This is a genomic window from Streptomyces sp. NRRL F-4489 (genome assembly GCF_001509485.1).
In the GTDB taxonomy this organism is placed as follows: domain Bacteria; phylum Actinomycetota; class Actinomycetes; order Streptomycetales; family Streptomycetaceae; genus Streptomyces.
The window spans coordinates 1-18,405 of the sequence record NZ_LLZI01000238.1 but is presented as its reverse complement, the minus strand read 5'-3'; the positions used below and the strand labels follow the sequence as shown (position 1 = coordinate 18,405).

General features: G+C 73.4%; 17 protein-coding genes. 10 read left to right on the top strand and 7 right to left on the bottom strand.

Annotation, left to right across the window (positions count from 1 at the left end; genetic code table 11):
• The first annotated feature begins 134 nt into the window (after positions 1 to 134).
• Positions 135 to 2,354, top strand: coding sequence for a molybdopterin oxidoreductase family protein (locus ADL22_RS22115; RefSeq protein WP_066982468.1), 2,220 nt, complete (start codon positions 135 to 137; stop codon positions 2,352 to 2,354).
• 50 nt (positions 2,355 to 2,404) lie between these two features.
• On the opposite strand, the gene ADL22_RS22110 is transcribed toward ADL22_RS22115, so the two are convergent.
• Both ADL22_RS22110 and ADL22_RS22105 read right to left on the bottom strand, forming a co-directional pair.
• Positions 2,405 to 3,412: an adenosine deaminase gene (locus ADL22_RS22110; RefSeq protein WP_066982466.1), complete on the bottom strand. Its 1,008-nt coding sequence runs from the start codon at positions 3,410 to 3,412 to the stop codon at positions 2,405 to 2,407.
• A 44-nt stretch (positions 3,413 to 3,456) separates the two neighbouring features.
• Positions 3,457 to 3,903 carry a gamma-glutamylcyclotransferase family protein gene (locus ADL22_RS22105; RefSeq protein ID WP_066982463.1) on the bottom strand — a complete coding sequence of 149 codons (447 nt, stop codon included), beginning with the start codon at positions 3,901 to 3,903 and terminating at the stop codon, positions 3,457 to 3,459.
• 193 nt (positions 3,904 to 4,096) lie between these two features.
• On the opposite strand from ADL22_RS22105, the gene ADL22_RS22100 reads away from it, so the two are divergent.
• Positions 4,097 to 4,801, top strand: a complete 705-nt coding sequence (locus ADL22_RS22100) for a SanA/YdcF family protein (RefSeq protein WP_066982460.1) — start codon at positions 4,097 to 4,099, stop codon at positions 4,799 to 4,801.
• Between the two features lie 159 nt (positions 4,802 to 4,960).
• Here the strand turns inward: ADL22_RS22100 and ADL22_RS22095 are convergent, their stop codons facing one another.
• Together ADL22_RS22095 and cutA are read right to left on the bottom strand one after the other, a co-directional pair.
• Positions 4,961 to 5,938: a trypsin-like serine peptidase gene (locus ADL22_RS22095; protein WP_066982457.1), complete on the bottom strand. Its 978-nt coding sequence runs from the start codon at positions 5,936 to 5,938 to the stop codon at positions 4,961 to 4,963.
• A 1-nt stretch (position 5,939) separates the two neighbouring features.
• Complete coding sequence (gene cutA, locus ADL22_RS22090) at positions 5,940 to 6,314, bottom strand: divalent-cation tolerance protein CutA (protein WP_234430803.1); 375 nt, start codon at positions 6,312 to 6,314, stop codon at positions 5,940 to 5,942.
• 440 nt (positions 6,315 to 6,754) lie between these two features.
• Between cutA and ADL22_RS22085 the strand changes: the two genes are divergently transcribed.
• Positions 6,755 to 7,189, top strand: coding sequence for a cupin (locus ADL22_RS22085; protein ID WP_234430802.1), 435 nt, complete (start codon positions 6,755 to 6,757; stop codon positions 7,187 to 7,189).
• 213 nt (positions 7,190 to 7,402) lie between these two features.
• On the opposite strand, the gene ADL22_RS22080 is transcribed toward ADL22_RS22085, so the two are convergent.
• Positions 7,403 to 8,191: a sulfite exporter TauE/SafE family protein gene (locus tag ADL22_RS22080; protein ID WP_066982454.1), complete on the bottom strand. Its 789-nt coding sequence runs from the start codon at positions 8,189 to 8,191 to the stop codon at positions 7,403 to 7,405.
• An 87-nt stretch (positions 8,192 to 8,278) separates the two neighbouring features.
• Between ADL22_RS22080 and ADL22_RS22075 the strand changes: the two genes are divergently transcribed.
• From ADL22_RS22075 to ADL22_RS22045, 6 genes are all read left to right on the top strand, one after another.
• The gene (locus ADL22_RS22075) at positions 8,279 to 9,217 is read left to right on the top strand and encodes an aldo/keto reductase (protein ID WP_066982451.1); all 939 of its coding nucleotides are present in this window, start codon (positions 8,279 to 8,281) and stop codon (positions 9,215 to 9,217) included.
• Between the two features lie 456 nt (positions 9,218 to 9,673).
• The gene (locus tag ADL22_RS22065) at positions 9,674 to 10,540 is read left to right on the top strand and encodes a helix-turn-helix domain-containing protein (RefSeq protein WP_079064337.1); all 867 of its coding nucleotides are present in this window, start codon (positions 9,674 to 9,676) and stop codon (positions 10,538 to 10,540) included.
• On the top strand, positions 10,537 to 10,893 hold the full coding sequence (locus tag ADL22_RS22060; protein WP_066982445.1) for a DUF397 domain-containing protein: 357 nt from the start codon (positions 10,537 to 10,539) through the stop codon (positions 10,891 to 10,893). The genes ADL22_RS22065 and ADL22_RS22060 overlap by 4 nt, the downstream gene beginning before the upstream one ends.
• 14 nt (positions 10,894 to 10,907) lie before the next feature.
• Positions 10,908 to 12,098 carry a M20 metallopeptidase family protein gene (locus tag ADL22_RS22055; RefSeq protein WP_066982441.1) on the top strand — a complete coding sequence of 397 codons (1,191 nt, stop codon included), beginning with the start codon at positions 10,908 to 10,910 and terminating at the stop codon, positions 12,096 to 12,098.
• Between the two features lie 92 nt (positions 12,099 to 12,190).
• Positions 12,191 to 12,946 carry a hypothetical protein gene (locus ADL22_RS22050; RefSeq protein WP_066982438.1) on the top strand — a complete coding sequence of 252 codons (756 nt, stop codon included), beginning with the start codon at positions 12,191 to 12,193 and terminating at the stop codon, positions 12,944 to 12,946.
• A 33-nt stretch (positions 12,947 to 12,979) separates the two neighbouring features.
• Complete coding sequence (locus ADL22_RS22045; RefSeq protein WP_066982435.1) at positions 12,980 to 14,965, top strand: glycoside hydrolase; 1,986 nt, start codon at positions 12,980 to 12,982, stop codon at positions 14,963 to 14,965.
• Between the two features lie 111 nt (positions 14,966 to 15,076).
• Here ADL22_RS22045 and ADL22_RS22040 read toward each other — a convergent pair whose 3' ends face one another.
• Complete coding sequence (locus tag ADL22_RS22040) at positions 15,077 to 15,739, bottom strand: response regulator transcription factor (RefSeq protein WP_066982431.1); 663 nt, start codon at positions 15,737 to 15,739, stop codon at positions 15,077 to 15,079.
• A 77-nt stretch (positions 15,740 to 15,816) separates the two neighbouring features.
• Positions 15,817 to 17,214 carry a sensor histidine kinase gene (locus ADL22_RS22035; protein WP_066982427.1) on the bottom strand — a complete coding sequence of 466 codons (1,398 nt, stop codon included), beginning with the start codon at positions 17,212 to 17,214 and terminating at the stop codon, positions 15,817 to 15,819.
• Positions 17,215 to 17,509: 295 nt separating this feature from the next.
• On the opposite strand from ADL22_RS22035, the gene ADL22_RS22030 reads away from it, so the two are divergent.
• Positions 17,510 to 18,405: FAD-dependent oxidoreductase (locus ADL22_RS22030; RefSeq protein ID WP_234430806.1), on the top strand; the 896-nt coding region annotated here is incomplete at its 3' end.

Sequence of the window (18,405 nt, the reverse complement as noted above, 5' to 3'; positions counted from 1 at the left end):
GATCCCGTTTCCGGGTGGGGAATTCCGTGTTCCACGGGGCCCGCGGGGGTCGCGCGCCCGGTGGGAGGATTCCGCCGCGGGCCGGAAACCGGGGCGAGACGCGGGCGTAACAGGCCCGTCGCACGCTGGCCGCCATGGACGCTGCGTCGGTTGCCACGGTCGAGACCCACTGCCCGTATTGCGCCCTCCAGTGCGGGATGGGGCTGCGGCCCGCCGCGGGCACCGGGGAGGGGGCGTCCGGGTCCGTCCTGGAGGTCGTGGAGCGGACCGCGTTCCCGGTGAACCGCGGCGCGCTGTGCGGCAAGGGGAGGACCGCGCCCGAACTCCTCGCCCCGGGGGCGCGGTTGACCACTCCCCTGGTGCGCGACCACACCACCGGGGAGCTGGTGCCGGCCGGCTGGGCCACCGCGCTGGACCGGGTCGCCGAGGGGCTGCGGCGGACCGGCGCGCGGTACGGGCGGGACGCGGTGGGCGTCTTCGGCGGCGGCGGGCTGACCAACGAGAAGGCGTACGCGCTGGGGAAGTTCGCCCGGGTGGTACTGGGCACCTCGCAGATCGACTACAACGGCCGGTTCTGCATGTCCTCGGCCGCGGCGGCGCAGCACCGGGCCTTCGGGCTGGACCGGGGGCTGCCGTTCCCGCTGGCGGATGTGGCGCGTACCGGGTGCGTGCTGCTGGTCGGCTCCAACCTGGCGGAGACCATGCCGCCGGCGCTGCGGTACCTCACCGAGCTCAAGGAGAACGGCGGCCGGCTGATCGTCGTCGATCCGCGCCGCACCCGGACCGCCGAGCAGGCCGATCTGCACCTGGCGCCGCGCCCCGGCACGGACCTGGCGCTGGCGCTCGGGCTGCTGCACCTGGTGGTGGCGGAGGGGCGGACGGACGAGGAGTTCATCGCGGCGCGGACCAGCGGCTGGCCGGCGGCGCGGGCCGCGGCGATGGCGCACTGGCCGGAGCAGGTCGAGCGGATCACCGGCATACCGGTGCCGCAACTCCGGGAGGCGGTGCGGCTGTTCTGCGACGCGCCGGCCTCGATGGTGCTGACCGCGCGCGGCCCGGAACAGCAGGCGAAGGGCACCGACACCGTGGGCGCGTGGATCAACCTGTGCCTGGCCACCGGGCGCGCGGGCCGCCCGCTGTCCGGTTACGGCGCGCTCACCGGGCAGGGCAACGGTCAGGGCGGCCGCGAACACGGCCAGAAGGCCGACCAGTTGCCCGGCTACCGCCGCCTGGACGACCCGGCGGCGCGCCGCCACGTGGCGGCGGTGTGGGGCGTGGAGCCGGAGACCCTGCCGGGGCCGGGCCGCAGCGCGTACGAGCTGCTGGACGCGCTGGGCGGGGAGGTCCGGGCGCTGCTGCTGATGGGGTCCAACCCGGTGGTCTCCGCGCCGCGCGCCGCCCACGTGGAGGAGCGGATCCGGGCGCTGGACTTCCTGGCGGTGGCCGATGTGGTGCGCTCGGAGACCGCGGAACTGGCGGACGTGGTGCTGCCGGTGGCCCAGTGGGCGGAGGAGACCGGGACGACGACCAACCTGGAGGGCCGGGTGCTGCTGCGCCGCCGGGCCGTCGCCCCGCCGCCCGGGGTGCGGACGGACCTGGAGGTGCTGGGCGGGCTGGCGCGGCGCCTGGGCCACGCCAAGGGCTTCCCGGCCGACCCGGAGCAGGTCTTCGAGGAGCTGCGGCGCGCGTCGGCGGGCGGGCCCGCGGACTACTCGGGGATCAGCTACGCGCGGATCGCGGCGGAGGACGGGGTGTTCTGGCCGTGCCCGGCGGGGTCGGGGGCGTCGGAGGCCGCGCAGGGGGCCTCAGGGGCCGTGGCGGGCGCCTCGGAGGCCGTGGCGGGCGCCCAGACGGCCTCCGGCGGCCCGGCCGGGCCGGGAGCCCACCCCGGCACGCCGCGGCTCTTCCTGGACCGTTTCGCGACGCCGGACGGCCGGGCCCGCTTCGTGCCCGTCACGCACCGCCCGGCGGACGAGGAGACCGACGCCGGGTATCCGGTGGTGCTGACCACGGGCCGGGTGCTGGCGCAGTACCAGTCGGGCGCGCAGACCCGCCGGGTGGCGGCGCTGAACGCCGCCGCGCCCGGCCCGTTCGTCGAACTGCACCCGCGGCTGGCGGACCGGCTCGGCATCGCGGACGGCGAGCCGGTCGCGGTGGTCTCGCGGCGCGGCCGGGCGGTCGCGCCGGCCCGGGTGAGCGCGGCGATCCGCCCGGACACGGTGTTCATGCCGTTCCACTGGCCGGGCGAGGGCCGGGCCAACACGCTGACCAACCCGGCGCTCGACCCGGTGTCCGGAATGCCGGAGTTCAAGGTGTGCGCCGTCCGGATCGAGCGGCTGGACGGGCCGGCCTAGGGGCGGCGGCCTGAGCCAGGGGCCGCCCGGTCCACGGGCGCCCCAGCCGGTCAGTGCGCGTCGAGTTCCTTCAGGTAGGCGGCGCGGGTCTCCTCGTCCAGGAAGGACGCGAGGAAGGAGTTGCGGGCGAGCGTCCGCAGCGCCGCCTCGTCCAGGCCGAGGGCGTCCCGTACGGCGGTGAAGTTGTCGTCCGCGTAGCCCCCGAAGTAGGCCGGGTCGTCGGAGTTGACGGTGACCAGGAGGCCGGCGTCCATCATGGCGGGCAGCGGGTGGTCGGCGAGGTCGTCGACGACCCGGAGCCGGAGGTTGGAGAGCGGGCAGACGGTGAGCGGGATCCGGTCGGCCACCAGGCGGGCCACCAGCGCCTCGTCCTCCATGCAGCGCACCCCGTGGTCGACCCGGTCCACGCCGAGGATGTCCAACGCCTCCCAGACGTAGGCGGCCGGGCCCTCCTCGCCCGCGTGGGCCACGCACTTCAGGCCCGCCTCACGAGCCAGCGCGAAGACCTCCCGGAACTTCGACGGCGGGTGGCCGACCTCGGCGGAATCCAGGCCGACGGCGGCGATCCGGTCCAGGTAGGGGCGGGCCGCCTCGAACGTCTCCAGGGCCGAGTCGGCGCTCTCGTCCCGCAGGAAGCACATGATGAGCCGGGTGGTGATCCCGTACGTCTCCGGGGCGGCGTCCAGGGCCCGGCACAGGCCCTTCACGACCGTCCCCAGGGGGACGCCGCGGGAGGTGTGCGCCTGCGGGTCGAAGAAGATCTCGGCGTGCCGCACCCCCTGCTCCTTGGCGCGCGCCAGGTAGGCGTGCGCGAGGTCGGCGAAGTCCTCCTCGGTGCGCAGCACCTGCATCAGCGCGTAGTACAGGTTCAGGAAGGACTGCAGGTCGCTGAAGGAGTAGGCGCGGCGCAGCTCGTCCTCGGTGGCGTACGGCAGGGTGACGCCGTTGCGGGCGGCGAGCGCGAAGGCCAGCCCCGGCTCCAGGGTGCCCTCGATGTGGAGGTGCAACTCGGCCTTGGGGAGCGGTCGGTGGGGGGCGGGGGTGCGGTCGGGGGCCACGGGTCACACCTGTTTCTGCTCTGTGCTGCGGACGAACCGCCAGGTTATCCGGGGGTGCCGCGGCCGGCGCGGCCGGTCCAGACGCCGCCGGGCAGCGGGGTGCCGGTGGCGCGCAGCCGGGCGGCGAGCGGTTCGGCGGCCAGGTAGACCCAGGCCCGTTCGGTGCGCCCGTCGGCGCGCCGCGCCTCGGTGGCGACCCGCTCGTAGAGGTTCCCGGGGGCGCCGGGGGTGTAGCCCTCCAGGTGGTCGAGGGCGGCCCGTACGGCGTCGTGGTCGGCGTCCCGGAGGCGGATCAGGGTGCCGTGCACCACGGAGTCGGCGGGTCCGGCGGTGGCATACGGGTAGCCGGGGCCCGCGTAGAGCTGCGCGCCGGTGATCCGGGCCGGTTCCTCGGACGCGGTGCGGCCGCGCAGCAGGCGGGCGTAGTTGGCCTCGCCGGGGCGCAGCGTCCCGTAGACGAAGAACGGCAGGCGCGCGGCCTCGGTGGTCATACGGGCCCTCCTGGGGGCGGTCGCGGCGGGACGGCGCCGGTGGTGGCCCCGCCGGCGCCCTGTGACCTTGCCGACGCCCGGCCCCCGGACGCAACCGCGGCGGCCCGTGGCACGTCGGACCTTGCGACATCGGCCCCGTGCACGGGAGACGGCCCGCGAAGGGCCGCGGCGGGGCCGGGGAACGGGGGACGGCATGCGGGTGCTGCGGGCGCGGCTCGGGCGCGTGGCGGGCGTGCTGCGGCGGGTCCGGCCGCCGCGGACCCGGCGGGGCCAGCGCCGGGCGTTCCAGGCGGTCGTGGCGCTGTCCGTGCTGGCGCTGCTGCCGGCGACGTGGCTCAACGCCACCGCCGGACCGCGCGTCCGTACGGTCGCCGATGCGCCGGCCGCCCCGGTGGCGGTGGTGTTCGGCGCCGGCCTGTGGAACGGCGAGCCGTCGCCGTACCTCGCCCACCGGCTCGACGCCGCGGCCCGGCTCTACGAGGGCGGCACGGTGCGCGCCATCCTGGTCACCGGCGACAACAGCCGCCACGATTACGACGAACCGGACGCCATGCGCGCCTATCTGGTGCGGCACGGCGTCCCGGCCCGCCGGATCGTCAGCGACTACGCCGGCTTCGACACCTGGGATTCCTGCACCCGCGCCCACCGCATCTTCGGGGTGGACCGGGCCGTACTGGTCAGCCAGGGCTTCCACATCCGCCGGGCGCTGGCCCTGTGCGAGGCCGCGGGGATCGACGCGTACGGCGTCGGGGTCGCCGCCAACCACGATGTGACCTGGGCGTACGGCGGCGTGCGGGAGATCTTCGCGGCGGGCAAGGCGACCGCGGAGGCCCTGCTCCGGCCGGACCCGCACTTCCTCGGCCCCAAGGAGACGGGGCTGGCGCAGGCACTCCGTTAGCGCGGGGGGGGGCATTCGCGGCAATGCTCCCCATGGGCCATGGTCAAGTACACCTCCGAGTGGCGGACGGTGTGCCTGCACGGCGGCAACAGGGAGCGCTGCCCCCAGGAATAGCCTCCCCCGCCTATGGGGACGCCCCTCTGGGCCCGGTCCCGGTCCTCAGTCCTCGTCCTCCCCGCCCTGCTCCTTCGTGGCCCGGTCGTAGAGGCTGAGGATCTCCTTCCCGAAGTACGGGCTGTAGGAGGTCCGGTCGCTGTGCGGGCCGCGCGGGCCGCCGCCGTTGACGCCGCCGATGACGCCGATGACCTTGCCGGTGCGGGTGTGCGGGTCGTAGCCGGCCAGCCAGGGGCTGCCCGAGGTGCCGCCGTAGAAGCCGTTGCAGTCCATGCGGAGTTGGCGGGTGCCCTCCAGGCGGCGGGTGGTCGTGGCGCACCGCACGGCCCGGTCCTCGGGGTCGCTGTGGACGCTGGGGTAGCCGATGACCTGGACGTCGTTGCGGTAACCAGGCGTGGCGGCCAGCACGTTGGCGCCGGTGACCTCCTCGATGCGCCGGCCGTCGTCGTCCGGGGCGACGGTGGCGAAGGCGAAGTCCCGGTCGGCGGCGTCCCCGCTGGTGCCGCGGTCGGCGTACGCGTAGGAGTCCTCGATGGCCCACACCCCGTAGGGCTGCTCGTCCGCGCCCGACCGGTACTGGGGCACGAAGGCCGCCCGCGCTCCCGGATTGCAGTGCCCGGCGGTGAGGATCAGGTTGCCGTGCGGGCTGTGCACCACGCTGGCGGTGCAGTGGTGCTCGCGGGCCTCGCCGTCGACGGAGAACAGCACGCCGACGGAGGGGATGCCGTCGAAGTGCTCGGCGGTCGGCGCGCGGTGCGAGCCCGCGGCGGGCCGGCCGGTGCCGCGCTCCGGCGGCGCGGCGGCGGCCATCCGCCGGGGCGTCCAGAAGGCTTCGGCGTCCTTGCTGGTCCAGGTGGCGCGGGGCCGGGACTCGTGGGCGTACGAGGTCTGGGTACCGGGGCCGCGGGGGTCGGTCTCGGCCGCGTGGCTCACCGGGGAGGTGGCCAGGCCGAAGGCCATCCCCAGGGCGAGCGTGGTCGCCCGCGCCCACCGGCGCGGCAGGGGCTCTGCGGTGCTCGGCACGTCAGCTCGTCTCCTCTGCGACCCAGGCCAGATACCCGGCGCCCCCGTGGGTGACCGGGGTGGCGATGATCTCCGGGGTGTCGTAGTCGTGCGCGGCCAGGAGGTACGCCTCCAGCGCGGCGTAGCGCCCGGCGGCCGTCTTGAACAGCACCTGCCACTCCCGGCTGGTCTCCACGGCACCGTTCCAGCGGTAGACGGAGGTCACCGGCGCGCTGATCTGGGCGCAGGCGGCGAGCCGGTCCTCGATGGCGCCGCGCGCCAGCCGCTCGGCCTTCTCCTCGCTGTCGGTGGTGGTCATCACGGTCAGGAAGCGCGCCGGGGGCCCGGCCGGGGCGGGGGCGGCGGACGGTTCGTTCAGGGCGGTGGGATCGGCCACGGTGACACACCCTTCGCGGTCGGTGGGGCGGGGATTGCACGTCCGGGGGTCGGGGGTCGGGGACGGGTATCGGCCTGCGGTCCGGGAGGCGGGCTCCGGGGTGGCGGCCGGCTTCCGGACCGGCAACGCGTCGGCCCGGATACCGGCCCGGCAACGCGTCAGCCCGGTTACCGGTCCATCGGCCCGTCTCCGGTCCGGCAATCTGTCAATCGTTCGATCGTCGATCAAGGGACGTCTCGCATGGTACGGACCGCGATGATCAACCCGTGCACGGCGGGCCGCCCTGTTCCGGCAAGCACCCGGACGTCCCATTCCGGCCGTTCCGTACCGTCGTGCCGCGGAGATCCGGTTGCGCCGGGCGGGGCACGGAGAACGATGGAGGGGGAAGCCCCGCCGCCCACCCGCGTCCGGAAGCCGGTCCGCTCCGAAAGGCGAGCGCCATGGAAAACCTCGAATCCCTCGTCCGCGACCAGCTCGACGACGCCCGCGCCTCCGCCCACGGCCGCAGCGCCCACCTCTTCCTGCACGACGGCCCGCTGCGCCAGACCGTGATCGCGCTGCTGGCCGGCGCCGAACTCGACGAGCACAACGCGCCGCCGGCGGCGAGCCTCCAGGTGCTGCGGGGCCGGATCCGGCTGACCGGGCCGGGCGGCGGCCAGAAGCTGACAGCGGGTCAGATCGGGCCCGTCCCCCACGAACGCCACGGCGTGCGGGCCCTGGACGACGCGGTGATCCTGCTGACGGCCGTCACCGAGGTCCGCAGGCAGCCCCGCCCGGCGGGCACGGGAGCCGGGACGGCGGGGAGGGCGGGCACGGGAGCCGGGACGGCGGGGAGGGCGGGGACGGCTGGGCGGGCCGGGACCACGGTGCGCTAGGTGAGGGCGACGGAGGGTGGCGACGTCTTTGGGCGAAGCCTTTGGGCGGCGTCGGGCCGTAGCGCCCCGCGTGCGCACGCCATCGGCCCGTAGCGGCCCGCGCGCGCTCCCCACCGACTCGTAGCGGCCCGCAAACGGCCGTAACGGCCCCTCTCCCGCCCCGCCGGCCGGCCGGCGACCGAACACCAGACCGCCCAGCGCGCTCCCCGCGCCTCAGGCGGCCAGCCACTGGTCGTAGGCGAGCTTGCACAGCAGCACCACGACCACCAGCACCAGTACGCCGCGTACGAACCCCGCGCCGCGCTTGAGCGCCATCCTGGCGCCGACCGTCCCGCCCACCAGGTTGAAGACCGCCAGCAGCGCGCCCAGTTGCCACAGCACCGTCCCCTGGAGCGCGAACATCGTCAGCGCCCCGATATTGGTGCACACGTTGATGACCTTGGCCGTGGCGGACGAGGTGACCAGGTCCATGTGCAGCACGGCGGCGAGCGCGATCACCAGGAACGCGCCCGTTCCGGGGCCGATCAGGCCGTCGTAGAAGCCGATGCCCAGGCCCGCGATCAGGATCGCCGCCAGGACGCGGCGCCGCGACACCGGGCCGGACGGCGCCGGGGCGGTCCCGAACGCCGGGCGGACGAGGATGAAGACGAGGACGCCCAGCAGCACGGCCATGATCAGCGGGCGCAGCACCTCGCTGTTGATCCCGGCCGCGAAGAACGCCCCGCCCAGCGACCCGGCGACGGCCGCGGCGCCGATGCGCAGGGCGGTCCGGATGTCGATCGGGGCCTTGCGGACGTACGTGACGGCCGCCGCCGTGGTGCCGACGATGGCGGTCGACTTGTTGGTCCCGAGGACGAACGCGGTGGGCGTATGGGGCAGGCCGACCAGCAGCGCCGGGAGCAGCAGGAGTCCGCCGCCGCCCACCACCGCGTCGATCCATCCCGCGGCGAGGGCGGCCAGGCAGAGCAGGGCCAGCGTGAACAGCGATATGTCAGAGGGCACCCGGTGATCTTATGGAGCGGCCCGCCCCGGTCGGCGATCTTATGGAGCGCCCCGCACCGGCCGGATGACTACGCTTAAGCTCCCGCCATGGCCACGCAACCCAGTCAGACCCCGCGTCCCGCCCCGCCCGCGTACCCCGACCCCTTCTTCACCCTCGGCGGGGAGTTGGCCACCGGGCGGCTGGGCTACGGAACGGCCTCTCTGGCCGGACCCGGCTACTGGGGCGCGCGGCACGCGGACCCGGAGCGTTCCGTGGCGTTGCTCCGCCGGGCCGTCGACGCGGGCGTCACCCTCATCGACACCGCCGACAACTACGGCCCGGACGTGGCCGAGGAGTTGGTGGCCCGCGCCCTGCACCCGTATCCGGACGGCCTGGTCATCGCCACCAAGGGCGGCGTCGTCCGCACCGGTCCCGACAGCTGGCACATCGCGGGCCGCCCGGAACGGCTGCGCGCCATGTGCGACGCGAGCCTGCGGCGCCTCCGTACGGAGACCATCGACCTCTACCAACTGCACCGCCTCGACCCGGACGTCCCGATGGCGGACCAGCTCGGCGCCCTCCTGGAACTCCAACAGGCCGGAAAAATCCGCCACATCGGCCTGGACACCATCAGCGCCGCCCAACTGGCCCAGGCCCGCGAACTCGCCCCCATCGCCTCCGTCCAGAACCGCTACAACCTCCTGGACCGCGCCTCCGAGGACGTCCTGAGGCTGTGCGAGGAAACCGGGACGGCGTTCCTGCCGTGGTTCCCCCTGGGCAACGGCACCCTGACCGGCGCCGCCGGCTCCGCCCCCGGCCCCGCCGCGGACACCCTGGCCTCCATCGCCGCCACCCACGGCGCGACCCCCGGCCAGATCGCCCTGGCCTGGCTCCTCCACCGCTCCCCCGTCCTCCTCCCGACCCCCGGCACGAGCTCCCCCGCCCACCTGGACGAGAACCTCGCCGCGGCCGGCATCCACCTCACGGCGGCGGAGCTGACCCAACTGAACGGCCTGGCGCAACCGACGCAGCCGGCGTCGGCGTAACGGATACGGCCGACGTAGCCGACGCAGGGGCAGCAGGGGCCGCCAGGGCCCGCAACCGGTCCCCCCGGCTCCGCGCGACCCGCCGCACCTCCACCAGCGACTCGGTCAACTCCACGGCCAGCAGATGCAGTTCACCGGAAGTCCAGTTACGGTCATCGAGCATCCGCCCGGCATCCACGATGAGCCCATCGGCGAGCGCGAGCTGCGCCTCCTCCACCTCGTCGGCCATACGGGACACGAACCCGGTCCCGTCGCCAAGTACGAAACAGGGCTTGCCATCAGGGCTCAACCACGGCAGCAGCCGCGGGGCAGCGTCATTCATCATCGTCAGCCTCCAGGGATCAGTCGACCGGAACCCGCCATGTGCGGGCTGTAGCCATTCGGTCACGGGGAGGCCCGGCGGGCAATAGGATGGAGGGGCTTTAACGGCAGCTCGCAAGTCCACGACCTGCCGTGATGCTGGACGCGACCGCATGCCGAGAGGTCACAGCCTTGGACGAGACGACCCCACCCCAGCACTTGAACCCGCTCCAACGCTTCGGCCAGGACGTCAAACAGGTGAGACTGGCGCGGAAGCTGACACAGAAGCAGCTCGGCAAGGCGGCAGGTTACTCCGAGGCGTACGTCAGCAGAGTCGAGGCTGGGAAGCTCCTGCCCCGGCCCAGCGAAAAGTTCGCCAAGGGCTGCGACATCGCCTTCGGGACAGGCGAGTTGTTCACGGACCTGCTGCGGCGGATAGACGAAGGGGACCACCCGTCCTGGTTCGTTCCGTACCTCAACCTGGAGCGGAAGGCGTCGCGGATCCTGGACTACTCGACCAGCCTCCCGATGGGGATCCTTCAGACAAAAGACTACGCGCGGGCCGTGTTCCGCGCGTACTACTCCGGGGCGAATCCCGAGGTGATCGAGGACAAGGTCATTGCACGTCTGCGGCGGCGCGAGGTGTTCGAACGGGACGCTCCACCGCTTCTTTGGGCCATCATGCACGAGGCATGCCTACGAACAGTCGTGGGTGACTCAAAGGTCATGTCGGGGCAGCTGGAACATCTGCTGACAGCCGCCGCGTCACCGCACGTCAAGGTCCAGGTCATGCCGTTTTCAGCGGGTGCTCCCGCCGCGTCGACAAAGCCGTTCATCGTGCTGCACTTCACGGACTCGCCCACGGTGTTGTACACGGAGACCCGGGTAGGAGGCAGGATGCATGATTCCGCACAAACGGTCGACGCGGCTCTGGACGACTACGATCTTCTCAGGGCGAACGCGCTGTCCCTCAGCGAATCAACGGACCTGATCAAGACGCTGCTGAAGGAGTACCGATCATGAGTGCCGACCTGGATCTCACGGCGGCCCGGTGGATCAAGTCGTCCTACAGCGACGCAAACGGCGGCAACTGCCTGGAGTACTCCCGCGACTTCGCCTGGATCAAGTCGTCCCACAGCGAAGGCAACGGCGGGGAGTGCCTCGAATTCTCCCGAGACCTCGCCTGGGTCAAGTCGTCCCACAGTGAGGGCAACGGCGGGGCGTGCCTGGAAATGTCCCCCACCGCCGCCCCCGCCCAGGGAGTGGTCCCCCTCCGGGACAGCAAAGCCCCCGACGGCCCCGCGATCATCGTTTCCGTCGCGGGGTGGTCCTCCTTCGTCGACGCGGTCAAGAATGGGGAGTTCGCCGCCGTCTAGAGGAGGAGCGCCCCGTGGACCTGTGTGACGATGCCCGTGCCCTGTCCGGTGAACTGGTGCGGTTGCGGCGGGCGCTGCACCGCATACCGGAGACCGGGCTGGAACTCCCGCGCACGCAGGAGGCCGTACTGGCCGAGCTGGACGGGCTGCCGCTGGAGGTACGCACCGGGACGGGGCTGAGTTCCGTGACGGCGGTACTGCGCGGGGCGCGGCCGGGGCCGGCGGTGCTGCTGCGCGGCGACATGGACGCGCTCCCGGTGGCCGAGCGCCTGCCGCTGGACTTCGCCTCGGACAACGGGCGGATGCACGCCTGCGGGCACGACCTGCACACCAGCATGCTCGTGGGCGCGGCCAAGCTGCTCGCCGCGCACCGGGACCGGCTGGCGGGGGACGTGGTGTTCATGTTCCAGCCGGGCGAGGAGGGGTACGACGGGGCCCGCCACATGCTGGCGGAGGGGGTACTGGAGGCGGCGGGGCAGCGTCCGGTGGCGGCGTACGCGCTGCACGTGCTGGCGGCGGGGCAGGCCACGGGGGTGTTCGGCACGCGCGGCGGGCCGATGATGTCGGCGTCCAACGTGCTGCGGGTGACGGTGCGCGGTCAGGGCGGGCACGGGTCGATGCCGCACCGGGCGAAGGATCCGGTGCAGGCCGCGTGCGCGATGGTGACGGCGCTGCAGGCGTGGATCACGCGGAGTTTCGACATTTTCGACCCGGTGGTCCTGTCGGTGGGGACGTTCCACGCGGGGACGCAGCAGAACGTGATCCCGGAAACCGCCGTTTTCGAGGCGACGGTGCGCAGTTTCTCGGACGCGGCGCAGGCGCGCGTGAAGGACGGGACGGTGGAGGTCTGCCGCGGAATCGCCGCGGCCCACGAGGTGTCCGTCGACGCGGAGTTCATCGAAACGTACCCGGTGACGGTGAACGACGTGACGGAGGCGGAGTTCGCGGCGCACACGGTCCGCGAGGCGCTGGGCGAGGAACGCTTCGCGCCGCGCCGGAATCCCCTCCCCGCGTCCGAGGATTTCTCCCGCGTACTGGCGGAGGTACCGGGCGTCATGATGATGCTGGGCGCCCCACCCGCCGGCGCCGACCCGGAACGCAGCGCCAACAACCACTCGCCCCTGGCCGAATTTGACGACGGCGTACTGGCGGACGGCGCGGCCCTCTACGCAGAACTGGCGACGAGGCGCCTGGCGAAGGGCTAAAGACCCGGTAGCGGACTTAACGGGTGCCCTCTCACTCGAAATTCCACCGTTTCGGTACACCCATCTCCCGCCATGGCTCATAATCGTGCAGCGTGATCGACGGCTTCTGGGCAACACTCATTGAAATCGGCTTTTTCCTGTTCATGGTCAGTTTTTTCGGCTTTGTCGGCTGGACCATGTGGTCGAGCAGGAAGGACGGGAGAAACGCTGAACAGCTGAAGGAACTCATCCGGTTCGCGCAGCAGCGCGGATGGGCCTACGCCGACGTCGCGCGCAGCAAGCGCGGCCGCTACTTCACCGGAAAAGTAGCGGAAAGAGTGTTCGTGTACGACTTCGGCGCATATGACTTCATCACCGGCACATTCCGCGGCCGGACCTTCCGTTGCTTCGAACTCCGCAGCCGACCAGCGAGCCCGGATGGCCCGGAATCGACGAAGATCACCGTGACGTTCGAGCTTGAGCTACCGATGGCCGTACCCCTGACCACCATCAAGCGTCGGCGCCCCCTGGATACGGTTGGTGCCCGTTTCTTCGCGAACGACAAAGTGGTGGAGCTGGGCCTTCCCGTATTCGACAAGACGTTCCGCGTCATGACCGAGGACGAGGATTTCGCACGGCATGCCTTGAGCGGTGCACTGGCGCAGTTCCTCGCTACCGACCCCAGGGCCCCGAGTGAGCCCCTGCTGCTCTCTCGGAACGTTCTCTCCACGACATATACCGGGCGGCTCCGAGTGGAGCAGGTCGACGCGAAACTGAACTATTTGTCCGATGTCCTGGACCGTCTGCCGGCGCAGTCGCGGCGGGTGGCCGAGCCGCATGCGGCCACCCGGAGCGGACAGGACTCTTAGAACGTTCTTAAGACGGGTCGGTAGTCACATGCCATGGCATTGAAGCTCAGGCGTGTGATTGCTGTGTCGTTGGCGTTGTCGGCCGTTTCGTTCGGGGTGGCCGGGTGCGGGAGGGCCGAGGCGGGGACGCTTCAGGGTGGGCGGTTGACGCTGCCGGTGAACGGGGGGAGTGCGACGGTGGACACCGCGTCGCTGGCGGTGACGGCGCGGGCCGCGGACGGGACGCGGATGGTGCTGTCCGAGGCGGTCGCGGGTGGGCTCGGGGCGCCCGGGCCGGTGACGCGGACGGCCGGCGGGGCGCGCTGGTCGTATCCGGACAAGGGGCTGTCGGTGACGGCGAGTTCGGAGGGCGGCAGGCTGCGGATCCGAATGCGGGCGGAGCGGGACCAGAAAGTCAGCTGGCCGGTGACCGGGACCGACCGGGCGGTGTCGGATGTGCAGCTGCCGCGCGGGGAAGGGCTGGATATTCCGGTGCGGGACGCGTTCTGGAATTCCGGGCCGGGTGGGCTGGCCGGGAGTTCGGTGGATATCGGGGCGGATCTGGCGCTGCCGTTGTGGGGTTATGCGATGGGGGGAGGATCCAGTAGCGCAGCTCGGCATGGGGTGAGTTATGTGGTGGCTACGGATATTGGGACGTCGTTGGGGTTCGCTTCGCGGGGTGGGGCGTTGCGGGCCACGGCCGCGCATGAGTTCAGCGGTGGGGAGGGGACTCGGGAGTACGAGGTGTCGTTCGCGTTGACGGATGGGGATCCGGTGGCGCCGGCGGTGGATTACCGGTCGTATTTGGCGGAGCGGGGGGAGCTGGGGAGTTTGAGGGAGAAGATTAGGAAGAATCCGGCCAATGGGCGGTTGTTGGGGGCGTTTCATGCGTATGTGTGGGGGGAGGCGCGGACTGCGGCGGGTGTGGAGCGGCTGAGGAAGCTCGGCGTGGACCGGATGTGGCTGGGGTATGACGCGGGGCCGGATCCGATGGACGCGGGGGCGGTCAAGGCGGCGAAGCGGGCGGGGTATCTCGTCGGGCCGTACGACTCGTTCGCCAATGGGCAGGATCCGAAAACGGCGGACAGTCCGACGTCGGCGTGGCCGGGGACGGTGTATCCGGACTTCTGTGTGAAGAAGGCGGACGGGACGGCGGAGAGCGGGTTCGGGGGGCGCGGGTGCTATATGAGCTCGCAGGCGTTCGAGCAGGCCGAGCCGTCGAAGCACTATTTGGCGGAGCGGACGCGGGAGATGACCGCCAACGGGGCGAATAGTTACTTCCTGGACGTGGATGCGACCGGTGAGGTGTTCCGCGACCACGGGGCGGGCCATGAGATGACGAAGGCGGACGACCGGAAGAATCGGTTGGCGCGGATGGGGCGGCTCGCCAAGGGGTTTGTGCTGGGGTCGGAGTCGGCGCAGCCGTGGGCCAACGGAGTGCTGGCCTTCGACCACGGGTCGGGGACGCCGGTGGCGGACGGGCTGTGGAAGCTGGAGCGCGACAAGGGCACCTGGGGCGGCTATTACCCGCAGGACGCGCCGAAGAATTTCTTCAAGCCGGTGGCGCTGCCGGATGACCTGGCCACGGCGATGTACGACCCGAAGTACCGGGTGCCGTTGTACGAGACGGCGCTGCACGGGTCGTTGGTGAATGTGGAGCGCTGGGAGCTGTCGTACGACAAGTTGCCGGCGCAGAAGACCAATCGGGCGCTGCTGGCGATGCTGTACAACACGCCGCTGAATTTTGTGCTGGACGGGCCGTCGTTGACGAAGAACGGGAAGGAGCTTGCTTCGCTGCAGCGGTATTTCGCGCCGTTGCACAAGGCTGCGGGGACTGAGCGGATGACGTCGTTCCGGTGGCTGACGGGGGATCGGAGTGTGCAGCGGTCGGTGTTCGGGGATGGGGTGCTGACGGTGACGGCGAATTTCGGGCACACGGCGTACCACGGGCTGCCGGGTGGGTGTGTGGACGCACGGCTGAAGGGCGATGCGAAACCGCGGCGGCTGTGTCCGGCGGAGGTCAACACTCCGGCCTCGTAGGCGGGTTCCGGCCCCGGCCCCGGGGGCGTACGCGGTCGGTGCCGGCCCGTTAGGCGGAGGGGCGCGCCACCGGGGCGGGCGGGCGCGCCCCCAGGGCATCCCGGTGCCCGCCTACGGGTGCCGGGACGCCTCCAGGTAGCGCAGGACCGCCAGGACGCGGCGGTGGCCGGTGTCGGAGGGGGGCAGGCCGAGCTTGGTGAAGAGGTTGGCGATGTGCTTCTCGACGGCGCGTTCGGTGACGGTCAGGGCGGTGGCGATGGAGTGGTTGGTGCGGCCCTGCGCCATCAGGGCCAGCACCTCCCGTTCGCGCGGGGTGAGCGCGTCCAGGGCGGTGGCCCGGCGGGCGGCGCCGAACAGCTGGGTGACCACCTCGGGGTCGAGGGCGGTGCCGCCGGCCGCGACCCGGTGCAGCGCGTCGGTGAACTCGCCGATGTCCACCACCCGTTCCTTCAGGAGGTAGCCGACGCCCGCGAAGCCCGCGCCGGAGCCGAAGAGCCGGTCGGCGTAGGCGGTCTCGACGTACTGGGAGAAGATCAGCACGCCGGTGCCGGGGTGGCGTTCGCGGAGGGTGACGGCGGCGCGCAGGCCCTCGTCGCGGTGGCCGGGCGGCAGCCGGATGTCGATCACGGCGGCGTCCGGGCGGTGCTCGGCCACGGCGGCCAGCAGCGATTCGGCGTCCGCGACGGCGGCGGCGACCTCGATGTCGCGGAGTTCCAGCAGCTGGGCCAGGCCCTCGCGCAGGATCGCGGAGTCCTCGGCGATGACGACGCGCATGGGTTCCTGCCTGGGGGGAGAGGGGGTCGGGCCCGGATGGGGCTGTCGGGACGGGGGGACTGTACGGGGCGGGCGGGTCAGCCACGGTCCCCGGTGCCGGGCCCGATGCCCGTGCCGGGGCCCGGGCCGGGCGTCGCCGGGTACGGGAGCTGGACGGTGACCACCGTAGGGCCTCCGGGCGGGCTGTCGCAGGTCAGGGTGCCGTCCACGGTGCGTACGCAGCCGAGGAGGCCGGTCAGGCCGCTGCCCGCGCCGATCACCGCGCCGCCGCGGCCGTCGTCGCGTACGGCCAGCAGCAGGGTGCGGCCGTCGCCGCGCACCTCGATGGCGGCCCGGGTGGCGGCGCTGTGCTTGACGGCGTTGGCGAGGAGTTCGGCGGCGCAGAAGTACGCGATGGACTCCAGGGCCGGGGTCGGGCGCGGGTCGATCCGGGTGTCCAGGGCGACCGGGAGCGGGGCGTCGGCGGCGAGCGTGGCCAGGGCGGTGGCCAGGCCCGCGTCCAGGGCGGGCGGGTGGATGCCGCGTACCAGGTGGCGCAGGTCGGCGACGGCCTGGGTGGCGTTGTCGCGGGCGCGGTCCACGGTGGCCAGCAGGCGGTCCGGGGCGGCGTCCCGGGTGATCAGTTCGCGGATCAGGGTGAGCTGCATACCGAGGCCGACGAGGCGGGCCTGGGTGCCGTCGTGGAGGTCCCGTTCGATCCGGCGGAGGGTGGCGGCGGCGTCCTCGACGGCGTGCGCGCGGGACTCCTCCAGGGCGCGGATCCGGGCGTCGGCGGCGCTCGGGCCGAGCAGGGCGCGCAGCAGCAGCCGGTGCGGGGCGCCGGCGCGGCGCACCAGCCAGGGCGCGAGCAGCAGCAGCGCGGCCCCGGCGGCGACCACGGCCGTCCAGCGCGGCCAGGAGTCGAATTCGACGCCGTCGAGCATCAGGCCCACGTGGCGGACCGAACCGTCCGGGGCGCGGACGGTGACGTTGTTCCAGCGGCGCAGGACGGGGTGGGCGAGCGCCAGCGGGCCGTAGACGTAGCCCAGGACCGCGGCGAGCAGCGGCGGCAGGGCGGTCAGCGGGGCGAGCAGGGCGGCAGCCAGGGCGCGGCGGCTCGCCGGGTCGCCGAGGACGGCGCGCCGCCAGCCGAGGAGGCCGGGCGCGCGGCGGCGGCCGGGTGGTTCCACGGTCTCGCCCAACAGGGCGCGGGCCGTGGCCCGTTGGATGTCGCCGAGGGCGAGCGCGCCGCGCAGGGTGAGCGCGAGCAGCCAGGGGCCGAGCGCCGTCCAGGAGAGCACGGTGCCGGCCAGCAGCCCGGCCGCCATCAGGACCGCGCCGGGCAGCGCGACCACCGGGGCGAGGACGGCGTGCAGGAGCGCGGCCAGGGCGCGGGGGGTGAAGGGGGCGGAGAGGGTGGCGCGGGTGCGGTGGAGCGCTCGGGACGCGCGGGGGGCGCGTGCGCGGGCGGGCGGGTCGGGGGCGGTCCGGTGCATGGGGCAAGCTTCCCCTCACAGTGGCGGCCGGCTCCCGCTGAGGGCCGTGTTCCGCGGGCGAAACGCGGACGATGCGGACGGGTAACAGGCACGTCGCACGCTGGCGGGCATGACATGGACCGGCACACCGCCCACCGGCAGCGCTTCCCGGGGCGCCGGGGGGCCTGGCAGCGCTTGCCGGGGCGCCGGGGGCGCCCGTAGCTCTCCCCCGGGCGCCGTGGGCCCCGGACGCGCGTCTGCCGGGCCCGCGCCGACGCCGCCCGCCCCGGTGCGGGTGGTGGTGATCGGCGGCGGGATGGCCGCCGCGCGGCTCGTCCACCGGCTGACGGCGGCGCCGGGGGGCGCAGCCGCGGCGGACCGCACCACCATGCCGAACGGCACCGGCCCCCGCCCCCGCCCCCTCCGCCTCACCGTCCTCGCCGAGGAGCCGCATCCGCCGTACAACCGGGTGCTGCTCGCCGAGGTCCTGGCCGGCCGCTATCCGCCCCGGGTGATCGAGCTGCCCGCGCCCGGCGCCGGTGTCGAGTGGCGCGGCGGGGTCCGGGCGGTGCGGATCGACCGGGCGGCGCGCCGGGTGCGGACCGATGACGGCCGGGAGACCCGTTACGACGTGCTGGTGCTGGCCACCGGGGCCGCGCCCGTACTGCCGCCGCTGCCCGGTCTGTTCGCTCCGGGGCGGCGGGAACTTCCGCACGGTGCCCGTCCGTTCCGTACCCGGGACGACTGCACGGCGCTGGCCGCGGCGGTCCGGCCCGGGCTGCCGGCGGTGGTGGTCGGCGGCGGGCCGCTGGGCGTCTCGGCCGCCCGGGCGCTGGCCGGGCGCGGGGCCCGCGTGCTCCTGGTCGAGCAGTGCGCCCACCTGATGCCGCGTCAGCTCGACCCGGAGGCGGCGGCGCTGCTCCGCGACCACCTCACCGGCCTCGGCGTGACGGTCCGCACCGGGTGCCGGGTCACCGCCGTCCGCACCCGCCCGGCGCCCACCCCGGCTGGCGCCCCCGGCGCACCGGCGGCGCGCCGGGTCACGGGGGTGGAGCTGGCCGACGTACGCCCGCCCGCCCCGGGCCCGGACGGCCCGCAGCCCACCACCGGGCGGGACGCCACCACCCCGGCCCCCCAGCCGTACGGCAACGAGCCGGACCGGCAACCACCCGCCGCCCAACGGGACGCCCACCCGGAAAGCCACCCCACCCC